The sequence below is a fragment of the Pseudomonas sp. WS 5146 genome (assembly GCF_012985495.1).
Lineage (GTDB): Bacteria > Pseudomonadota > Gammaproteobacteria > Pseudomonadales > Pseudomonadaceae > Aquipseudomonas > Aquipseudomonas edaphica.
In genome coordinates this window covers 183,766-202,813 of the sequence record NZ_JAAQWL010000004.1, presented here as the reverse complement: position 1 = coordinate 202,813, position 19,048 = coordinate 183,766, and the positions used below count along the sequence as shown (strand labels likewise).

General features: G+C 60.8%; 16 protein-coding genes. 11 read left to right on the top strand and 5 right to left on the bottom strand.

Annotated features, from left to right (window positions below; all coding sequences use genetic code 11):
* The 8 genes from HBO41_RS13170 (at position 1) to HBO41_RS13135 (ending at position 8,624) form a co-directional block, all read left to right on the top strand.
* Entirely contained in the window at positions 1-336 is a 336-nt protein-coding gene (locus HBO41_RS13170) for a YceK/YidQ family lipoprotein (RefSeq protein ID WP_017138508.1), read from the top strand.
* A gap of 133 nt (positions 337-469) precedes the next feature.
* Positions 470-2,227, top strand: coding sequence for a carbamoyltransferase (locus HBO41_RS13165; RefSeq protein WP_017138507.1), 1,758 nt, complete (start codon positions 470-472; stop codon positions 2,225-2,227).
* A complete protein-coding gene (locus HBO41_RS13160; protein ID WP_056860561.1) occupies positions 2,211-3,341 on the top strand; it encodes a glycosyltransferase in 1,131 nt (376 codons plus the stop codon). The genes HBO41_RS13165 and HBO41_RS13160 overlap by 17 nt, the downstream gene beginning before the upstream one ends.
* Complete coding sequence (locus tag HBO41_RS13155) at positions 3,341-4,237, top strand: antimicrobial resistance protein Mig-14 (RefSeq protein ID WP_017138505.1); 897 nt, start codon at positions 3,341-3,343, stop codon at positions 4,235-4,237. Before HBO41_RS13160 ends, HBO41_RS13155 begins: the two co-directional genes overlap by 1 nt.
* Entirely contained in the window at positions 4,234-5,649 is a 1,416-nt protein-coding gene (locus HBO41_RS13150) for a PIG-L family deacetylase (protein WP_017138504.1), read from the top strand. The genes HBO41_RS13155 and HBO41_RS13150 overlap by 4 nt, the downstream gene beginning before the upstream one ends.
* 58 nt (positions 5,650-5,707) lie before the next feature.
* Positions 5,708-6,592, top strand: coding sequence for a DUF6625 family protein (locus HBO41_RS13145; protein WP_099548081.1), 885 nt, complete (start codon positions 5,708-5,710; stop codon positions 6,590-6,592).
* Entirely contained in the window at positions 6,589-7,743 is a 1,155-nt protein-coding gene (locus HBO41_RS13140) for a glycosyltransferase family 4 protein (RefSeq protein WP_017138502.1), read from the top strand. The genes HBO41_RS13145 and HBO41_RS13140 overlap by 4 nt, the downstream gene beginning before the upstream one ends.
* Positions 7,740-8,624: a glycosyltransferase gene (locus tag HBO41_RS13135; RefSeq protein WP_099548082.1), complete on the top strand. Its 885-nt coding sequence runs from the start codon at positions 7,740-7,742 to the stop codon at positions 8,622-8,624. Before HBO41_RS13140 ends, HBO41_RS13135 begins: the two co-directional genes overlap by 4 nt.
* A 463-nt stretch (positions 8,625-9,087) precedes the next feature.
* On the opposite strand, the gene HBO41_RS13130 is transcribed toward HBO41_RS13135, so the two are convergent.
* Positions 9,088-10,962, bottom strand: a complete 1,875-nt coding sequence (locus HBO41_RS13130; RefSeq protein WP_169986545.1) for a bifunctional O-antigen ligase/aminoglycoside phosphotransferase family protein — start codon at positions 10,960-10,962, stop codon at positions 9,088-9,090.
* Between the two features lie 159 nt (positions 10,963-11,121).
* On the opposite strand from HBO41_RS13130, the gene msbA reads away from it, so the two are divergent.
* From msbA to HBO41_RS13115, 3 genes are all read left to right on the top strand, one after another.
* Entirely contained in the window at positions 11,122-12,927 is a 1,806-nt protein-coding gene (gene msbA / locus HBO41_RS13125; RefSeq protein WP_017138499.1) for a lipid A export permease/ATP-binding protein MsbA, read from the top strand.
* 216 nt (positions 12,928-13,143) lie between these two features.
* Positions 13,144-14,568 (top strand): bifunctional D-glycero-beta-D-manno-heptose-7-phosphate kinase/D-glycero-beta-D-manno-heptose 1-phosphate adenylyltransferase HldE, encoded by a 1,425-nt coding sequence (hldE, locus tag HBO41_RS13120; protein WP_017138498.1) that lies wholly within the window; start codon positions 13,144-13,146, stop codon positions 14,566-14,568.
* Positions 14,561-15,496 carry an NAD-dependent epimerase/dehydratase family protein gene (locus tag HBO41_RS13115; RefSeq protein ID WP_017138497.1) on the top strand — a complete coding sequence of 312 codons (936 nt, stop codon included), beginning with the start codon at positions 14,561-14,563 and terminating at the stop codon, positions 15,494-15,496. Before hldE ends, HBO41_RS13115 begins: the two co-directional genes overlap by 8 nt.
* Positions 15,497-15,621: 125 nt before the next feature.
* Here the strand turns inward: HBO41_RS13115 and HBO41_RS13110 are convergent, their stop codons facing one another.
* Genes HBO41_RS13110 through HBO41_RS13095 form a run of 4 tightly spaced genes read right to left on the bottom strand, consistent with a single transcriptional unit; the run spans position 15,622 to position 18,998 of the window.
* The gene (locus HBO41_RS13110; protein WP_017138496.1) at positions 15,622-16,581 is read right to left on the bottom strand and encodes a hypothetical protein; all 960 of its coding nucleotides are present in this window, start codon (positions 16,579-16,581) and stop codon (positions 15,622-15,624) included.
* Between the two features lie 41 nt (positions 16,582-16,622).
* Positions 16,623-17,435: an aldo/keto reductase gene (locus HBO41_RS13105; RefSeq protein ID WP_169986543.1), complete on the bottom strand. Its 813-nt coding sequence runs from the start codon at positions 17,433-17,435 to the stop codon at positions 16,623-16,625.
* Positions 17,432-18,607 carry an FAD-binding oxidoreductase gene (locus HBO41_RS13100; protein WP_169986541.1) on the bottom strand — a complete coding sequence of 392 codons (1,176 nt, stop codon included), beginning with the start codon at positions 18,605-18,607 and terminating at the stop codon, positions 17,432-17,434. Before HBO41_RS13100 ends, HBO41_RS13105 begins: the two co-directional genes overlap by 4 nt.
* Positions 18,608-18,662: 55 nt before the next feature.
* Complete coding sequence (locus tag HBO41_RS13095) at positions 18,663-18,998, bottom strand: multidrug efflux SMR transporter (RefSeq protein WP_017138493.1); 336 nt, start codon at positions 18,996-18,998, stop codon at positions 18,663-18,665.
* Positions 18,999-19,048: the final 50 nt, after the last annotated feature.

The window sequence follows — 19,048 nt, the reverse complement described above, 5'->3', positions numbered from 1 at the left end:
ATGAAAGGCAAAAAAGCGAGCCTGTGGGTCTTGATAGCCGGGTTTCTGGTTCTGGGCGGCTGCGGCACCGTGACCACGGCGTTCCGTGAGGATGGCGACACGGTTCGAACGCTCAAGGCGAAAAAAACCTATTGTCAGTCTGTTCCGCGTATCTACAGCGGGGTGGTCTATGACCTCTGCGTACTGCATGGGCCGCCGAATTCCGCAAGCGGGATCGCGTTGAACGACGTGCCATGGGCTTTTATCGATGTGCCTCTCTCCGCTGTTCTGGATACGCTCATCTTGCCCTACACGATCTACCAGCAAAATGTCGATGGCAGCATTGAGCTTCGCTAGTCCCTCGCAGCTAACAGCTTCCTGGCTCTTTTACGCTATAATCCCGCCCTTTAGCTGTTTCTCGCTCAGGCGGGAGGCACACTTTTTTCAGGCGCAACCCGCCTGCATGCAGACTAAAAGAGGCTAGACCCCAGTGGCATTGACGATTCTTGGCCTGTCCGGCGCCCTTAGCCATGATCCTTCCGCAGCGCTGTATATCGACGGCAAGCTGATCGCGGCCGCCGAAGAAGAGCGCTTCGTACGCGACAAACATGCAAAGAACCGCATGCCCTACGAATCGGCGAAGTTCTGCCTGGAACAAGCCGGCATCAAGCCTTCCGACGTTGACGTGGTGGCGATCCCGTTCGCCCCGATCAGCCTGTTCGGCGAGGCGCGCTGGCACTACGCCAAGCGTTACTGGTACGCCCCGGACCGCGCCCTTGACGCGATCCTGATGGGCAACCGTCGCTACAAGCGCTATCGCAACAAGATCGTCTGGTGCCTGGAGCAGTTGGGCTTCGATCCGAAGAAAATCAAGATCGAACCGGTTGAACACCACCTGGCCCACGCTTCCAGCGCCTACCACTGCTCGGGTTTCCAGGAAAAAACCGCGATCCTGGGCATCGACGGTAAAGGTGAGTACGCCACCACGTTCTTTGGCTATGGCGAAAACGGCAAGATCCACAAGATCAAGGAATTCTACGACCCGGACTCCCTGGGCGGCCTGTATGGCGCGATCACCGAGTTCCTCGGTTTCGAGATGCTCGACGGCGAGTTCAAGGTCATGGGCATGGCGCCGTATGGCGACGCCAGCAAATACGATTTCTCGCGCCTGGCCTCATTTGAAAACGGCGAGTTGGTGATCAACACTGACTACGCCAACGTCATCGGCCTGCGTCGTTATAAAGAGAAGGGCAAGGGTTTCTACTTCTCGCCAAAACTGATCGAGTGGCTGGGTCCCAAGCGCGAAGGCGACATCGCCGACGAGCCGTACATCCACTACGCAGCCAGCATGCAGGCGCTGTTCGAGAAGCTGGCCTTGCAGATGATCGACCACTACCTGGGCGACATCCTCAAGGACACCGGCAAGCTGGCGTTCGCCGGTGGTTGCGCGCTGAACGTCAAGTTGAACCAGAAGATCATTGCCCGCGATGACGTTAAAGAGCTGTTCGTGCAGCCGGCGTCCGGCGATGCCGGCACCGCGGTTGGCGCGGCGGCCTATGTGTCCCACGCCCGTGGCGTGCCAGTGGAGAAGATGGAACACGTCTATCTCGGCCCGTCCTACAGCAATGAAGACGTGATTGCCGCGTGCGCCAAACACGAAAGCAAGCCGGTGTGGCGCAAGATCGAAAACATGCCCAAGCGCATCGCCAAGATCATGGTCGACGGCAACCCGGTGGCCTGGTTCCAGGGCCGCATGGAGTTCGGCCCGCGTGCGTTGGGCGGTCGTTCGATCATCGGTTGCCCAAGCGCGACCGGCGTGGCCGACCGCATCAACCACCAGATCAAGTTCCGCGAGCGCTGGAGGCCTTTCTGCCCGTCGATGCTCGACACCGTGGCCCCACAGATGATCAAGGTCGATCACCCGGCGCCGTTCATGACCTTCACCTTTGAAGTGTCCGAAGAGTGGAAAACCCGCGTACCGGAAGTGGTCCATGAAGATGGCACCTCCCGCGCCCAGGTGCTCAAGCGCGAATACAACCCGCGTTACTACGACATGATGAAAGAGCTGGAAGTATTGACCGGCAACGGCGTGTCGCTGAACACCTCGCTCAACCGCCGTGGCGAAGCGATGATCTGCTCGCCAACCGACGCGCTGAACATGTTCTTCGGCTCCGACCTGCAGTATCTGATCATGGAAGACATCCTGGTCGTCAAAGACGGCGTGGACCCTTATGACTCGGTCGGCTGAGCGCCACGTCCTGCAGTTCTGCCACGGCTATGACGGGCCGTTTCTGGACTGCGCGCGGCAGTACGCCAGCCTGTTCGCAGGCACCGGCTACAAGGTGACCACGGTGTTTCTCACCGGGGTCGCCGACCCCGATGTGGCCGCCGGTTGCGCCTCTGATGAAGTGCTGTTCATGGAGTTCAGCTCCAAGGCCATTCGTGGCCTCAAGCTGGGCGCCATCCGTGAATTGCGCAAGATCGCCGCGTCGCGCAACTTCAGTTTCTGTATTGCCCACCGCTTCAAGCCGATCTACATCGCCTTGCTCGGTACGCGCCTGCCAGTGATCGGCGTACATCACGCTTTTGGTGATTATCAGCGCCGCAGCCGCAAGCTGTTTGCCTCGATTTTCAGCAAGCGCCTGAGCCTGCTCGGTGTATCTGACGCGGTGCGTGATGATATGCGCCGCTGCCTGCCGGCCTGGCCGGCGGCACGTATCCAGACCTTGTATAACCGCATCGATGTCCAGGCCATGCAAGCGTTGCAGGTGTCGGCCGATGAGGCGCGCGATGCCTTGGGGCTGTCGCCGGATGAGTGGGTGGTCGGCAACGTCGGCCGCCTGCACCCGGACAAGGACCAAGCCACCTTGCTCAAAGGCTTTGCCTTGGCCTTGCCGCATTTGCCGGCGCAGAGCCGGTTGGCGATCCTCGGCACCGGCCGCCTGGAGCAAGACCTTAAGTCTCTGGCGCGCGAACTGGGCATTGCCGAGCAGGTGCTGTTCCTCGGCCAGGTGCCGGATGCGCGCCGGTATTTCCGTGCATTCGACGTCTTTGCCCTGAGCTCCGACCATGAGCCGTTCGGCATGGTGCTGCTGGAGGCCATGGCCGCTGGCGTGCCGCTGCTCGCCACGTCTTGCGGCGGCGCCAAGGAAGTGGTTGAAGGCGTGGGCATCCTGTTTCCGTTTGGCGATGCCGAGCACTTGGGGCAGGGCCTTCGGCACTTGGCCGCGATGGATCGTCAGCAGCACCAGCAGTGCGCCGAGATGATGCTTGAGCGCCTGCACCAACGGTTTTCGGATCAGGCCGTGCGCGATACCTTCTGGCAGTTGCCTGCTGTCACCGAACTGACCGCGAGGGCTTGATGCTCAATCGATTCCAAGGCTTTCGCGAGCGCGGTTGGTCGGTCGTTGACGCGCCGACCTACAGCGACGCCTGGCAGCGTTTTGGCGGCAGTGTCGCCACCCATCCGCAGGTGGTCGAGCGTCTGGCCGGGCTGGCCGAAATTCCGGTGCGCTATTTGGCCTGGGAGCAAAGCGGCGAGCTTAAAGCGTGTATTGCGACCTGGGGGCGCGACCTGGCGTTGTCCAAAGACGTGCTCAAGCGCAATGGCAAAAAAGGCTTGTTCGACCTCGGCAACGCCGAGTTGATCCTGCCCGCCGCTGCCGATGCCCAGGCGCCGCTGCGCCATCGCGCGCGTTACCTGTCGGCCCTGAATGAAGGCCGCTTTGCCGGCATCAAACTCCAGGCCGAACAGTTGGCCATGGCGCGCACGCCTGAAGAACTGTCAAAAAAGTTTCGCTATAACCAGCGCCGTGAATTGCGCCTGCTGGAAGAGGCGGGCGGTGTGGTGCGGCCGGTGCAGGACTTCTCCAGCGCCGAGCTGGCGGCGATCTACTGCGACCTGTTCCAGCGCCGCTGGGGCTTCGCGGCCACCGGTGCCGCGCATATGGCGCAGGTGATCGAGCTGTTGCGTGAGTGGCTGATCGGTTCGGTGATTTTCCTCAACGATGCGCCGATTGCTGTGCAATTGGTGTATCGCGTTGAAGCGCCGCAGTGGGTCAGCGTCGAATACATCAATGGCGGCGTAGACCCCGAAACCCGCGCGTTCAGCCCCGGCAGCGTGCTGAGCTTCCTCAATACGCAAAGTGCCTGGGAACAGGCGCGGGAAGTCGGCAAGCCGTTGCGCTTTTCGTTCGGCCGTGCGGACCGCGAGTACAAGGACCGTTGGTGCAACCCCGTGCCGGTGTTCACCGTATGAGTACTTCGACCAGCCGCAAGCAGGCGTTGCTCAAGCGCCATCGCCGCAATAAGCGCATCGGGCTGCTGGTCAGCCTGCTGGTGCTGATTGCGGTGGGTGTGCTGGTGGCCTGGTGGTTGCCGCTGCTGTTGGCGGTGCTGGCCTGGGTGGCCCATGAAGCCTGGTTTGCCGACCATCTGTTTTACTCGCCCAAGGACGACTATCAGTATCAATTTGCCGCCGATACCGAACAGCCCAAGGTGACGTTGGACAAGGGCCGGCTGGTGCTGGGCCAGACGCTGGAGCTGGCGGGCGATGAGACCTTGATCCTCGCACTGCGGCTCAAGAGCAACCTGCTGGGGCGGTTTATCGATCCCTATGTTGCGTTGCCGGGCGGCGACCGCCAAGTGTTCGAACGCGGCGTCAACGGCCTGCGCTACCTCAATCTCACGGGTCAGGCGCAAGCCTTGCTGGCTGGGCAGTTGCTGTTGCGTGGCCGGTTTTGCCGGGTACAGGGTGAGCCTGTGCTGTCGGTGTTCCGCCAGCCGGATGTGCGTCAACAGCGGGTGATGGTGATTGCGCCGCATGCCGACGATGCCGAACTGGCCGCCTTTGGCCTGTACAGCCAGGCAGCACAGCCCTGGATCGTGACACTGACCGCCGGGGAGATCGAAGCCGAGCATTATCAGCACATGGGCCTGGGCAAGCCTGAAGCGGCGCGCCTCAAGGGCCGGCTGCGGGCCTGGGACAGTATCGCCGTGCCGCGCTGGGCGGGCGTGGCACAAGAGCACTGCGTTCAGCTCGGGTATTTTTGCCTGCAGTTGGCGGCGATGAAGGCCGAGCCTGCGCGTGCCATAGCGTCGCGGGAAGCCGAGTTGAGCGATATTCGCCTGTTTCGCCAGTTCAACCCGTTCCCACTGCCCGCCGACGCCGATGGCCAGCCGACCTGGAACAACCTGCTGGCGGACCTGCGTGCCGTGCTGTTGATGGCACGTCCTGAGGTCATTGTGCTGCCGCATCCGGTGATCGATCCGCACCCTGACCATATCTGCGCTCAGCAAGCTGTATTGGAAGCCTTGCAGGGCCTGGAATGGCAGCCGACGACCTTGCTCGGTTACGCCAACCATCTGCATGACAACGACCGCTGGCCAATGGGGGATTCGGGCAATAGTGTCGCTTTGCCGCCATGCTTCGACTCCACTTACATTTTGCAACCATATTGCATGCCAGTATCGGAGGAGCGGCAGTGTGAAAAGGCCATGTCGCTGGGCATGATGCATGACTTGCAACCGCAGATGCCGTTCAAGCGGCGGGTGCGGCGAGTCATACAGCGTCTGCTGGCGGGGAGGGCCGTCTCACCGTGGGGTGAGAACGAGTTTTTCCGCAAGGCCATTCGGCGTCATGAACTCTTTTGGTTCATCAAGCACAAGTAACGTTAAGCAACGTGGTGGCGCGCAGCGCGCCTCAGTACCAAATGACAGTGAGTCCCCCTTGAGCAATTCGTGCCCCCGCATCCTTTTCATTATTCCTTACTTTGGCCGCTGGCCATTCTGGATGCCGTTTTTTCTCGAAAGCTGCCGCCAAAACGCGGACGTCGACTGGTTGCTGTTCAGCGACTGCCCGATGCCGGCCAATGTGCCGGACAATGTCCGCATCGAAAGCATCACCTTTGCCGATTACTGCGCGCTGGTTTCCCAGCGGCTGTACATCAATTTTGCACCCCTGGCGCCGTACAAGCTGTGCGACATCAAGCCGGCGTTGGGGCATATCCACGCTGATCGCCTCACCGGTTACGATTTCTGGGCGTTTGGCGATCTGGACCTGATCTACGGCAACCTGCGCGAGTATTTCACCGCCGAGCGGTTGGCCAGCCATGACTTGTTTTCAACTCATGAACGACGAGTCGCCGGCCATTTGTGCCTGATGCGTAACACGCCCAGGAAGCGGCATGCGTTCATGCACATCAAGGATTGGGAAGCGCGTTTTACCGATCAGGCGCATCATGCGCTGGATGAAGGCGCATTCAGTCGAATTTTCCTGTGGCGCAAGAACTTCCCGAAGCCGTTGTTTGAGCTGGTCGGCAAGTTCAACCCATGGCGTCGGCGCAGTGAGTTCACCGAGGCGTTCAGTACGCCCGGTGGTGTGATCAAATGGCACGACGGCAGTGATCGCTTCCCGCATCAGTGGTTCTGGAACAAGGGCCGCCTGACTAACGACAGGGATGGTGAGCGGGAATTTCCGTATTTCCATTTTGTCTGCTGGAAGCGTAATCAGTGGCCGTTGCTACCGGAGCCTGACGCCGAATACGTCGAGACGCTGGCGGCTGAAACAACCTGGGTGGTTGATGCCACAGGTTTCCATCGAGGAGAGTTATGAGTCGGCGTTTCAAGGTCCTGCAACTGCAGCCTGACTACAATGTTAAATCCCATGACTTTGCCGACTTGGCCGAGCAGATCGTCAAGGCATTGCCCGCCGAGCGCTATGAGGTCACCGCCGCGTTCCTGCGTGGCAAGCCGGCGCCTGGGGAACCGGTCAGCCGGGCTGCCAAGTCGGTCTACTTCGAGTTTTCCGACAAGTCACTCAAAGGCTTGCGACTGCGCGCCATGTGGCAGTTGTATAAGTTCTGCCGCCGCGAACAGTTCGACGTGGTGGTGTGCAACCGCTTCAAGCCGGTCAACATGATGTTGCAGCTCAACCGTTGGTTGAAGATCCCGTTGTGCATCGGCATCTCCCACGGTTTTGGCGAGTATGACCGTCTCTACCGCCGCAAGCAGGCGCAGCGCTGGATCGACGCGCACTGGCGCTTTGTCGGCGTGTCACCGGCGGTCAAGCAGTACCTGCTCGATTGCCAGTGCGGGTTTACCGACCAGAATACCTACGCCATTACCAACGCCATCGACATCGAGCAGGCCGAAGGCTTGCAGCATTCACGCACTCACGCGCGCGAGTTGCTGGGCATCGACCCTTCGGTGCGCTTGATCGGCGCCTTGGGCCGGCTGGTGCCGGTCAAGGGCCACACCTATTTGTTGCAGGCGTTTGCGGCGCTGAAAGATAAATACCCCACCGCGCAACTGGCCATCATTGGCGCCGGGCGCGAAGAGGCCAACCTGGCCGCGCAAATCCAGAACCTTGGCCTGGATGGACGCGTGCACCTGTTGGGCTTCAAGGAAAATGCCCTGCAATACGTGCGTGCCTTTGACATCTGGGCAATGCCTTCGCTCGCAGAAGGCCTGGGCCTGGCACTGCTGGAAGGCATGAGCGGTCGCCTGCCGGTGATTGCCTCCAGCGTACCGGCCATGCTGCCGTTGATCGAAGGCGCCGGTGGCCTGGCGGTTGAGCCGGCCAATGTGCCCCAGCTGACCGAGGCGCTGGACACTTACCTGGCGCTGTCCGACGAGGCACTCGCACAAAAAGGCGAGCAGGCCTACCAGTACCTTCAGGCGCAACACGACATTGAGGTATTCCGTCAGGAATACCTGGAGCTGATTGATTCAGGGTTGGCTCAAGCACGCGGGAAGAATGTATGAGCCAGAGTCAGCCTTTGGTCACGGTGATCATTGCGTCGTATAACCATGCGCCCTACATTGAGGAAAGTATCCTCAGTGTGTTGAACCAGACCTATCCCAACATCGAACTGCTGGTGGTGGACGATGGCTCGACAGACGACAGTGTCGAGCGCATCCGTCGCCTGCAGGAGCAACACAGGTTCGACTTTCGTGTGCAGCAGAACCAGGGGCTGACCAACACCCTCAATGGTGCGATTGCCCGGTCTCAGGGGCCGCTGATCGTGCCGTTCGGTTCGGACGACATCATGATGCCCGAGCGCATTGCGACCCAGGTGGCCTATATGGATGGCAAGCCTGAGGTGGGGATCTGTGCGGGCAATATCGAGCTGATCGACTCCCAGGGCGAGCTGTTCCCGGAGAAGCGCCAGCGCCGTGACGTACCGTTTCGACGCCTGGATTTCGACGATATGTTCCTGGAGCGCAAACCTTACCCGCCAGCGCCTACGCTGATGATCCGGCGTGAAGCGCTGGAAAAGGTCGGTGGGTTTGACCCGCAGATTCGTCTGGAAGATTTGCTGATCGAACTGAAGATTACCCACGCCGGGTACTTTATTGATGGCTTGAACGTGGTGATGGCGCGCTACCGCAAGCACGCGACCAATTCGTACAAGAATCATCGATTCATGATCGATAATATCCTGCGCACCTACGCGTTGTTCAGTGATCACCCGCTGTACAACGAGGTGCGTTACAAGTTCCTCAGCTCCATGTTCCTCAAAACCTCCAACCGCAACCGTGCGTTGGCGCGAGAGCTGCTGGCGCAGATCCCGTTTCGGGCCTGGAACAAGAAGACGTGGCGCGGCTTGGGCCGCCTGTATTTTTCCCCGCTGGAAAAAGACTGATACCAAGATCAGAGCAGCACACCTTCACTGGGTGTGCCGCAATCTAAATGTGGGAGCTGGCTTGCCTGCGATGGGGGGTTGTTGGTGTACATATCCGTTGCTGCGGTAACGGCTTCAATTGGTTCCGCTCTTACAGCGGGTCACTTTTGTAAAGACCGGAATGCCGGCCCAGACAAAAGTAACCAAAAAGTCTTCGCCCCAACACTCGGTGCCTCGCTATGGCTCGGCATGCCCGCAATCCGCCAGTGATTTGGGGGGTCGCCGCGATGGGCCATCCTTGGCCCAGCGCGGCTAAACCGGCATCCCTGCCGGTTTACCCCCCAAATCACTGTCGAATTGCGGCCATCGTGTTTGACGGGGCGATTTCAGATCAAGATCACGATCAAAAGCGCAGATCAAAAGACCGCTGACTTCGTCATCGAAAAGGATGTAAGGGCCAGAGCAACAGCAGAGCCATACTCGGTCAAAGGTGGGAGCTGGCCGCCGGGCGGGCGAGTGTCAGTACCTGTTCGCGGATTTTCTGCGTGGCGTGCGGCGAAGCCACCGAGGCATAGCCCTTGGCCAATTGCTCGAAGTGAGCTTCGAACAACCAATTGCGATCCTGCGAATAGCGTTGCATATGCTTGAGGTTGCGCTGGCGCAGCGTGTTGCGCAGCGCTGACGGATAGACGCGCATATCCGCCACGTCGATCAGGCCGAACTCGCCGTCTTCCAACAGAAGCACATTGCCCAGGTGCAGGGAGCGGAAGTAGACACCGCGTTCGTGCAGTTGGGCCATAAACCGCCCAAACCGTTCGATCAGCGATTCGCGCAGGCTGCTGTCCAGGCTTTGCAAGGCCTGGCGCAACGTCAGGCCCGGCAGTGGCTGGTAACGCACGGCGGTGCTGCCGTCGCGCAGGCTGTACAGGTCGAGGATCGGCGGTGCTGTAATGCCCAGTGCCTGGAGCTGTTCGCTGTTGCAGGCAAACCGTTCCGAGTACGGGTTGAATGTGCCCGAGGTGTACCAGCGTCGAGCCCTGAACAGCTTAAGGAAGCTGCCATTGCCCAGGCGCAGGACTTTAGGCCCCAGGCCATCTTCCTCGACGATATGCGCGCCTTCGCACAGGGCTTTGAACACCTGTGGCTTGGGCGTGCTCACCACAATGCGCAGCAGGCTGTGGCGCCGCTTGGCGATGCTCAGGCCGGCGATCAGTGCGAGGGGGATCCACAGCAGGAACCAGTGCTCCTTGGGCCGCGACAGGATGCCACCGCCTTCGGTAAGCCCCGCGCCGATGCCGTAGGCCAGCAGCGAGGAAGTCAGGATAAACAGCGGCTGCGCGCGCTCCTTGAGCCCTGCGTACAGCCCGCGGCCAAGCAGGAAGATCCACGGGATAAAGCCGATGATGCCGACGTAATAAAGCACGCCCAAGGCAAAGCTGTGGGGTTCGCGCAGTGGTTCAAAATCGTAGTTGGCAGGTTTTACATACAGTTCGGAGTCGTAGCTGTGGCCAAGCCATGGATGATCGGCGATGCGGTCAAGGATGATTTGCCAGATTTCGAAGCGGAATGAGCTGCCGCGCTCGGTGATCTGTTGCGGGTAAAACAGCAGCAAGCCGGCGGCCGCCAGCACCAGGGCGGCAACCATCAGCGCCGAGCGTCGATTGCGGCTGAGCAGGCCCATCCAGAGGACTGCTATCACCAGTGCAACCAATGGCGTCCTGGAGCCGGTGGCCAGAATTGCCAGGGTCATGACCGCCAGGGCGGGTGCGCTGAGCCACAGTACCCGTAGCCGTTTGGTGGTGACGCAGAGGTACAGCCAATACACGCAGAAAAAGCCGAACAGGTGGGAACTGAGCAGCGGGTTGTCCAAGGCGCCGAGGCCGCCAATCATGCGCATGCTCGGCTCGAAGCCTTTGACGAATGCCACCAGGTTTAACAGCGTCACCACCAGCGCAATCACGGCGGCGCTGAAGAAGATCGGCTTGAACAGGTCATTGCGGTAATGCAGCAGCAGCCCGCAGCCGGCAAACAACATGAACGTCTGCAACGGGATCTTGAACAGGTTGGAGTCGCCGGTGGGTTCCGGGCTCCAGAGCACCGTGATCATTGCCCATGCGCAAAATGCTGTGAAGGCAAGCACCAGCGGCTCGCGTAGTAACTCTTTGAGTTCACGTGGGCGCAGGCACAGCAGGAGCAAGGCCGGCAGGGCAAAGAAAATATAGAAGCCGCGGTGCATGACATTGCGATTGTTGACGAAAAACAGCGAACTCAGAAGCAACAATAAGCCAATGGGCAAAATCCAGAGGACCAGGAAGTCGAAAACGCGATTTGTGCCATAGGTAAGGCGCTTGGAGTGCATACAGTAAAGCCGTTCCAGAATAGAGAAAGCCGACCATGTTAAGGCAGTGGCTATATAATGTCGCCCGTTGGATCCAGCCGGGCCGCGGGTCACGCCGGGTGCAAGTACAACAGAGAAGCTGTGCTAAAGTCAGCCTCCTTTTTCAAAACGCCGCGTGATATGACCGACTCCAGTCCGAGCGCAAGCCCTTCGAGCTTGAAAATATACTTCCGCCTGCTCATGTACGTTAAGCCTTACGCCGGCTTGTTCGCGTTGAGTATTGTCGGATTTCTGATTTTCGCGTCGACCCAGCCTATGCTGGGGTACATCCTCAAGTACTTTGTCGACGGCCTATCCAATCCTGACGCCGTGCTGTTTCCCAGCGTCCCATTCCTGCGTGACATGAAATTGTTGCAAGCCGTGCCGTTGCTGATCATTTTGATCGCCGCCTGGCAGGGCCTGGGTTCGTTCCTGGGCAACTACTTGCTGGCCAAGGTTTCCCTGGGCCTGGTTCACGACTTGCGTGTGCAGCTGTTCAACAACCTGCTGACGCTGCCCAACCGTTATTTCGACAACCACAACTCCGGGCACCTGATTTCGCGCATCACCTTCAACGTGACCATGGTTACGGGGGCGGCCACCGATGCCATCAAGGTGGTGATTCGCGAAGGCATGACGGTGATCTTCCTGTTTGCCTCGCTGCTGTTCATGAACTGGCGCCTGACGCTGGTGATGATCGCGATCCTGCCGTTGATTGCAGTGATGGTCAGCACGGCCAGCAAGAAATTCCGCAAGCAGAGCAAGAAGATCCAGGTGGCCATGGGCGATGTGACCCACGTGGCTTCGGAAACCATCCAGGGCTATCGCGTGGTGCGCAGCTTCGGCGGTGAAGTCTACGAAGAGAAACGCTTCTTCAAGGCCAGCCAGGGCAACACCGACAAGCAACTGCGCATGACCCGCACCGGGGCCATCTACACCCCGTTGCTGCAGTTGGTGATCTATACCGCCATGGCGGTGCTGATGTTCCTGGTGCTCTACCTTCGCGGTGACGCGTCGGCCGGTGACATGGTGGCTTACATCACGTTGGCCGGGCTGTTGCCCAAGCCGATCCGCCAACTGTCGGAAGTCAGCTCGACCATCCAGAAAGGCGTGGCCGGTGCTGAAAGCATTTTCGAACAGTTGGACGAAGAGCAGGAAGTCGACCGCGGCAGCGTCGAGCGCGACAAGGTCAGTGGCCGCCTGGAAGTGCGCAACCTGAACTTCACCTACCCAGGCACCGAGCGCCATGTGCTCAAGGACATCACCTTCACCGCAGAGCCCGGGCAGATGATCGCCCTGGTCGGCCGTTCCGGCAGCGGCAAGTCCACACTGGCCAGCCTGATCCCGCGTTTCTACCACCACGAAAGCGGCGAAATCCTGCTCGACGGCGTAGAGGTCGAAGACTACAAGCTGCTTAACCTGCGCAAGCATATTGCCCAGGTAACCCAGCATGTCACGCTGTTCAGCGACACCGTGACCAACAACATCGCCTACGGCGACCTGGCCGGCGCGCCACGGGCCGACGTTGAAGCGGCGGCGGCGGATGCTTACGCCAAGGATTTCATCGACCAGTTGCCGAAAGGCTTCGATACCCAGGTGGGCGAGAACGGCGTGCTGCTGTCCGGCGGCCAACGCCAGCGCCTGGCCATTGCCCGGGCCCTGCTGAAGAACGCGCCACTGCTGATTCTCGACGAGGCCACCTCGGCCCTCGACACCGAATCCGAGCGCCACATTCAGGCGGCCCTGGACAAGGTCATGCAGGGTCGCACGACCCTGGTGATTGCCCACCGCCTGTCCACCATCGAGAAGGCCGACCTGATCCTGGTGATGGACGACGGTCGGATCGTCGAGCGCGGCAGCCACGCCGAGCTGCTGGCCCAGAACGGCTACTACGCCCGCCTGCATGCCATGGGCCTGGATGCCCCGGTGCCGGCCGACATCACCTAAACCTTGTGGGAGCGGGCTTGCCCGCGATAGCGCAGTGTCAGTCACCGAATGTTTCGACTGATTCACCGCCATCGCGGGCAAGCCCGCTCCCACATGTGTTCCTCGGTGGATTCAATGGCAGGTCCGTCGCACTATCTTCTGTGCACACCCTCCACAAGCCTCCCATAACCCTGTGCTAATATCGCGCCCCTGTTCATTTTGTATGTGGGTTGCTCCATGAAGTTGTCCATGCCGCGATTCGATCAAGCCCCTGTCTTGGTGGTCGGCGATGTCATGCTCGACCGTTACTGGCATGGCGGTACCTCACGGATTTCCCCTGAGGCACCGGTACCGGTAGTCAAGGTCGAGCAAATCGAAGACCGTCCAGGTGGCGCTGCCAACGTTGCCCTCAATATTGCCGCCCTCGGCGCCCCGGCCTCCCTGGTGGGTGTGACCGGCGACGACGAAGCCGCCGACAGCCTGGCCAACAGCCTGCGCGGTGCCGGTGTGCGCGCGCTGTTCCAGCGCATTGCCCATCAGCCGACCATCGTCAAGCTGCGGGTCATGAGCCGTCACCAGCAATTGCTGCGTATCGATTTCGAAGAACCCTTCGCCACCGACGCCCTGGCCCTCAGCGGCCAGGTCGACGCGCTGCTCGAAGGTATCAAGGTGCTGGTGTTGTCCGACTACGGCAAAGGCGCCTTGAAAAACCACCAGATGCTGATCCAGGCCGCCAAGGCCCGCGGCATTCCGGTATTGGCCGATCCCAAGGGCAAGGACTTCTCGATTTATCGGGGCGCCAGCCTGATCACACCAAACCTCAGTGAGTTCGAAGCCATTGTCGGCGGTTGCGCCGATGAGCATGAGCTGGTGACCAAAGGCGCGGCGTTGATGGCCGATCTCGACCTGGGCGCCTTGCTGGTGACCCGTGGCGAGCACGGGATGACCCTGCTGCGCCCGGACCACCCGGCGATGCACCTGCCGGCCCGTGCCCGTGAAGTGTTCGACGTCACCGGTGCCGGTGACACCGTCATCTCCACCCTGGCCGCCTCGATTGCGGCGGGTGAAGAACTGCCCCACGCCGTGGCCCTGGCCAATCTGGCGGCGGGTATTGTGGTGGGCAAACTGGGTACCGCGGCTATCAGCGCACCCGAGCTGCGCCGGGCGATCCAGCGTTCCGAAGGCTCGGAGCGCGGCGTGCTGGGTATCGAGCAATTGCTGCTGGCCATTGACGACGCCCGTGCCCACAAAGAAAGCATCGTGTTCACCAACGGCTGCTTCGACATCCTGCATGCTGGCCACGTGACTTATCTGGAACAGGCGCGCGCCCAAGGCGACCGCCTGATCGTCGCGGTCAACGACGATGCCTCCGTCAGCCGCTTGAAGGGGCCTGGCCGTCCGATCAACAGTGTTGACCGGCGTATGGCCGTATTGGCCGGTCTCGGCGCAGTCGACTGGGTGATCAGCTTCTCTGAAGGCACCCCGGAAAACCTGCTGGCCCAGGTCAAGCCGGACGTGTTGGTCAAGGGTGGTGACTACTCCGTCGATCAAGTCGTAGGCGCCGATATCGTCAGCGCTTACGGTGGTACGGTAAAAGTGCTGGGGTTGGTTGAAAACAGCTCGACCACGGCCATTGTCGAGAAGATCCGCAACAATGAGTAATGCTGAAAAGTGGGTGTTGATCACCGGAGGTGCCGGCTTTATCGGCTCGCACCTGGTCGATGCGCTACTTGCCAAAGGCTATGCCGTGCGCGTGCTGGATGACTTGTCCACCGGCAAACGCAGCAATTTGCCGCTGGATAATCCGCGCGTACAACTGATTGAAGGTAATGTCGCCAATGCCGAGCTGGTGGCGCAAGCCGCCGTCGGCGCCACCGCCGTCGTGCACCTGGCTGCTGTGGCTTCAGTGCAGGCCTCGGTGGATGATCCGGTGAGCACGCACCAGAGCAATTTCGTCGGCACCCTGAATGTCTGCGAAGCCATGCGCAAGGCTGGCGTGAAGCGCGTGGTGTTTGCCTCCAGCGCGGCGGTGTATGGCAACAACGGCGAGGGTGCTTCGATTGACGAAGACACCACCAAGGCGCCGCTGACGCCTTACGCGTCGGACAAGTTGGCGGGCGAGCACTACTTTGATTTCTATCGCCGCCAGCATGGCCTGGAACCGGTGATTTTCCGTTTCTTCAACATTTTCGGGCCACGCCAGGACCCGTCATCGCCGTATTCCGGCGTGATCAGTATCTTCAGCGAGCGTGTGCAGCAGGGTGTGCCGATCAGCGTGTTTGGCGACGGCGAGCAAACCCGGGATTTCATGTACGTGGAAGACCTGGTGGATGTGCTGGTCCAGGCCATCGAAGCGCCCGAAGCGCCACTGGGTGCGATCAACGTGGGATGGAACCGCACGACCACGCTCAAGCAGGTGCTTCAGGCGCTGGAAGAGGTGGTGGGGCAGTTGCCGGTGATCACTTACGGGCCGGCGCGCTCGGGTGATATCCGCCATTCGCGGGCGAATAACCAGCGCCTGTTGGCGAGCTTTACGCTGCCGGAGCCGACGCCGCTGAAGGTCGGCCTGGAGCGCTTGCTTAACGGCTGACCTCGGTCATCTGTGGGAGCTGGCTTGTGTGGGAGCTGGCTTGCCTGCGATGCAGGCAACTCGGTACATCAGGCAAACCCAGTTGATGCCATCGCAGGCAAGCCAGCTCCCACATTGGATTTGCGTCAGCCTTTGGCCTTTTTCTTCGGCACGATCTTGCGCAGCACCCGTTGCGCCAATCGCTTCAACTTCGACTCCTTCTCAGGCTCCGCCAGGCCTTGTTGGCGCAGCCAATCCTTCCAGCGAATGCGCTCATCGCGCACCAGCCAGCCTTCCTGCTGGGCGAAGCTTTCCGCCAGGTACAAGCCGCGTGTGCTGGCCGGGTATAGCTGGTCTTTCTTGACGGTGTACAGCTCGGCCAGCGGCTGGCCGTCCTTCAATGGCATCAGGTACAAATCCGGGCGCTGGCGGTCGAGGCGCGCCACCAGTTGGTCGCCTTCCAGTCGTTCATCGACATGGAACAGGCTGAGGGATTTGGCTTCCTTGGGCACTTCCAGGCGCAGGTCATAAATCAGCTGCAGCGACGCCGTGGGCAAATGCACGTAAGCCCGTGGGCGCTCGATCAGTTGCATGGTGGCGCAGCGCACCGGGCGAGCGGCGCCGGACAGCGGGCTCAAGCGAAACGGCAGGGCTTCACGATAATGCAGCGCGGCGGAGTAGGGCGCGGGCAGCCAGGTGTCATTGAAGCGCCCGCCCAGCCAGCCTTCGGGCGTCTCCAGCAGGCATTCTTCGGCAATTTCCTGGATGGCGGTGTGCAATGGCAGGTTCAGTTCGTGGGCGGGTACGTAGCCGGAGATCAGCTTGAGCACCACGTCGCCACGGTCCTGGCGGCGCTGGCGCACCAGTACCCAGTAATCCTTGTTCTGCCAATGCAGGGTCAGGCGCACCGACACGCCGAGGTTGGCCAGTTCCAGGGCGAAACGTTCAGGGTTTGCCACCTCCACCGGCTTGCGCCGTTGCAGGGTCTGGGCGAAGTTGAGCGGCATGCCCACGCTCTGGTAACTCAGGCCTTCGGGGGTGGCTTCGACGTGCAGCGGCAGTGTCTTGAAGTTGCTGGGGTTCTTTCTAATCAGCGTTCGCGGCATGTCGGCTCCTTCTTGCGACGGGGTCGGCCGCGTGGGCGGCATCAGAGTTGACGAATGACCTGGGCAGCGGTCGCCACGTTGTGGGCCAGGTGCAGCGGATTAATGGTCCCGACAATAGCACTGGCGACGCCCGTTTGCGCAAACAACAGCATGAAACTGGCATGAATTGGATCCATTCCTGGCTCAAGGCACACGTGGCCGCTGGCCAGAGCCTTTTTCACCAGGATGCCTTTGCCGTGGGCGGCGGCGTAATCGATCACGGCTTTCTCGGCCTGTTCATTCAGATTGTAGGTGACCATCGCGCAATCACCTTGTTCCAGAGCCTTCACGCCACCTTCGACGGTTTTGCCGGAGAAGCCGAAACCACGGATCTTGCCCTCTTTTTTCAGCTGCGCCAGGGTCTCGTACACCTCGCAATCATTGAGGATATGCAGGTCATTGCCATCAGAATGCACCAGCACCAGATCGATGAAATCCGTTTCAAGTCGTTTCAAACTGCGCTCAATGGACATGCGCGTATGCGCGGCACTGAAATTGTGATGGGACACGCCGTCGGCAAACTCTTCGCCGACCTTGCTGACAATCACCCAGTCGTTGCGCTGGCCGCGTAGCAGTGGCCCCAGGCGCTCCTCACTGCGCCCGTAAGCCGGCGCGGTGTCGATCAGGTTGATGCCCAATTGCTGGGCCTGGCGCAATAACATCCGTGCTTCGTCGTCATTGGGAATCTGGAAGCCGTTGGGGTATTTCACCCCTTGATCACGGCCCAGCTTGACGGTGCCCAGGCCCAGCGGCGAGACCAGCAGGCCGGTGCTGCCCAGTGGTCGATGCAGGTCGTGCAGGGTTGGCAGGCTCATGGCAACAGTTGCTCCCAGGCAGGTTGGCCGAGGGCCGGTTTTGGCAGCTCGGGCAGCGCGTCGCTGGCGCTTGGACGAATGCCGTCGCGTTCCAGGGCGTTGAGTACACGATCGGCGAAGTCCGGTGCCAGCGCCAGTTTGGTCGGCCAGCCCACCAGCAGGCGGCCTTGTTCGGCGAGGAAGGCATTGTCGGGGCGGCTCAGGCCCGATTGCAGCGGCTCGGCACGGTCGACACGCAGGGTGGCCCATTGGGTCTGGCTCATGTCGATCCACGGCAGTAACTGCGCCAGCTCTTTTTGCGCAGTGGCGATCTGTTCTTGTGGTGTGCGGGCCACGCCATCCGCCTCGGCGATATCGCCGCCCATGTACCACACCCAGTTGCCGTCGGCAGCCGGGTGAGTGGTGATGGTAAGGCGCGGCTTGGTGCCGCCGCCCAGGCAGTGCGCATACAGCGGCTTCAGGCCCGGGCCTTTGGCGATGATCATATGCAATGGGCGGGTTTGCATGGCGGGCTGGCTGAGGCCCAGGGCCGTCAGTAACTCAGCGGTGCCGCCACCGGCACTCAGCACGATGCGCTGGGCGCGGATCTCGCGGCCATCGACCTTCAGGCCCACCAAGGTATCGCCTTCAAGCAGCGGTTCGATGTGTTGCCCGGCGAGCAAGCCGTCGCCGGCCAATTGCGCCAGGCGTTCGATCAGGCTGGGCACATCGATGACCAGTTCGGCCAGGCGATAGACTTTGCCCTTGAAGCGACGGTCCTGCAGGGCTGGCGGCAATTCGTCGCCCTTGACCTGATCGACGCGGCCACGCACGGCTTTACTGGCGAAGAAGCTGGTGAGGTTGCCGGCGATCGTGCCGGGCGACCACAGGTAATGGGCTTCGGAGAGCAAGCGCACGCCGGTCAGGTCCAACTCGCCGTTACCCGCCAGGGCTTCGCGCCAGCGGCGCGGCATGTCGGCAATGGCTTCGGACGCGCCGGTGAGCGCGCCATGCAGGGCGTATTTCGCGCCGCCGTGAATGATTCCTTGGGACTTCACGCTTTGCCCGCCGCCCAAGGTAGCGCTTTCCACCACCACCGTGGAAAACCCCTGGCGGCGCAGGCGTGCGTTAAGCCAGAGGCCGGCAACCCCGGCGCCGACAATCAGAACGTCGGTGGAAATAACGGATGGCATCGGCGACCTCAGTGTTCAAGACAAGAGGCGCAGTATACAGGCTGTAGCGTGGCGGTCAGTGCCCGGCGGTTTTCGAGAACAGCTGAATCACCACCACACCCAGCACAATCAGGCCCATGCCCAGCATTGCCGGTACATCCAGCTTCTGCCCGTAGATAAACAGCGCGGCGATACTGACCATTACAATGCCCAGTCCGGCCCAGACCGCATAGGCGATACCCACCGGCACCGTGCGCACCACCAGCGTGAGCATCCAGAAGGCCACGCCATACCCCACAATCATCAGCAACAGCGGAATCGGCGTGCTCAAGCCCTTGACGGCTTTCATGGAAACGGTCGCGATCACTTCCGAGCAAATGGCAATGGCCAGGTAAACGTAGGCAACATTCATGGGGGAATCCTCGGTGTGATACGTGCTTGATTAGGTCCGCATTTTAACCC